A 987-nucleotide genomic window follows, 5' to 3' on the forward strand; every position below is an offset into this window, starting at 1 on the left:
GGCCTCCATAGCAATAAGGCTACCTTCGGGGAATTGTCTAATTTTATCGAGCAGCTTGTTTCTGTTAACCTTTTTGTTACTCATGACAGAGTTATCCATAAGACAAACACAAACTTGAAAAACATTTTTGGCTAAATCGATACCAATAACTTTAATATCCATGATGGAAACCTCCAGAACTATTTGTCAGCTTTAAGCTTGGCATAATACTGCAAGCTTAGGTGCTGAGGCGTCCATCACATCACTACAATATATGTGAAATGCGTGGTTAGCCATGCTGACTGACAAGTACCGTCGAACAAAGGAGTAATGTATATGCTACCTACTGCATGTATTGAAATTAGAGAAGCATTGGCCAAAGTGCCATACCTTGCTCACATTGAAACTCAGGACGACTATGAGCAAGCGTTAGCATTAATGGACGTTCTGATAGATGATTACGACGCAAACAAGTTTTTGATCGAAATTTTGTCACTTAGCATTGATCGATGGGAAGTACAGGCGGATGAATTTGCTAAATTTAATTCAGCCATTGCCGGAATGGACTGTGGTATTGCTGTATTGAAAACACTTATGGGGCAATATCGTATTGGAGTTGCAGATCTTCCTGAATTAGGTTCAAAAAATAATGTGAGTAAGTTACTCAATTCCGTAGAAGGGAAAAAGCTAAATCGACAACACATTGAAGCACTCAGTCAGCGCTTTGGGGTGCCTGTATCATTTTTTTTTAGCTTCGTGAATTAGGGTCTGTTGATCTTTGCTGTACAAATGTTGTTCAGCAATACATCGGCAGCCACATTAACATAAACGCCAGTGACACCATACTGGCGTAATTTCTTGCTAGCTTGTCATATCTTGTTGATATTGCTCGATAGTGCTTAATTCTTCCAAAAGCATTCTCCACTAAATGTCGATACCGATATAAGCACCAATCGACTCTTTCTTGAGGTGTATTCTTATAGCGGCGCCTTGGAATAACAGATTTCC

2 protein-coding genes and 1 pseudogene are annotated in these 987 nt (G+C 39.6%); 1 reads left to right on the plus strand and 2 read right to left on the minus strand.

Translation table 11 applies throughout. From position 1 onward, the window contains the following. A pseudogene (locus L5M71_RS22990) lies at window positions 1-162 on the minus strand (IS110 family transposase); the annotation flags it as partial. A gap of 153 nt (window positions 163-315) precedes the next feature. Between L5M71_RS22990 and L5M71_RS22995 the strand changes: the two are divergent. Continuing rightward, on the plus strand, window positions 316-744 hold the full coding sequence (locus tag L5M71_RS22995; protein ID WP_263209984.1) for a type II toxin-antitoxin system HigA family antitoxin: 429 nt from the start codon (window positions 316-318) through the stop codon (window positions 742-744). Between the two features lie 31 nt (window positions 745-775). Here the strand turns inward: L5M71_RS22995 and L5M71_RS23000 are convergent. Then, the coding region (locus L5M71_RS23000; RefSeq protein ID WP_263163063.1) for a transposase at window positions 776-987 on the minus strand (212 nt) is incomplete at its 5' end.

The organism is Shewanella sp. SW1, assembly GCF_025653545.1.
Classification (GTDB): domain Bacteria; phylum Pseudomonadota; class Gammaproteobacteria; order Enterobacterales; family Shewanellaceae; genus Shewanella; species Shewanella oncorhynchi.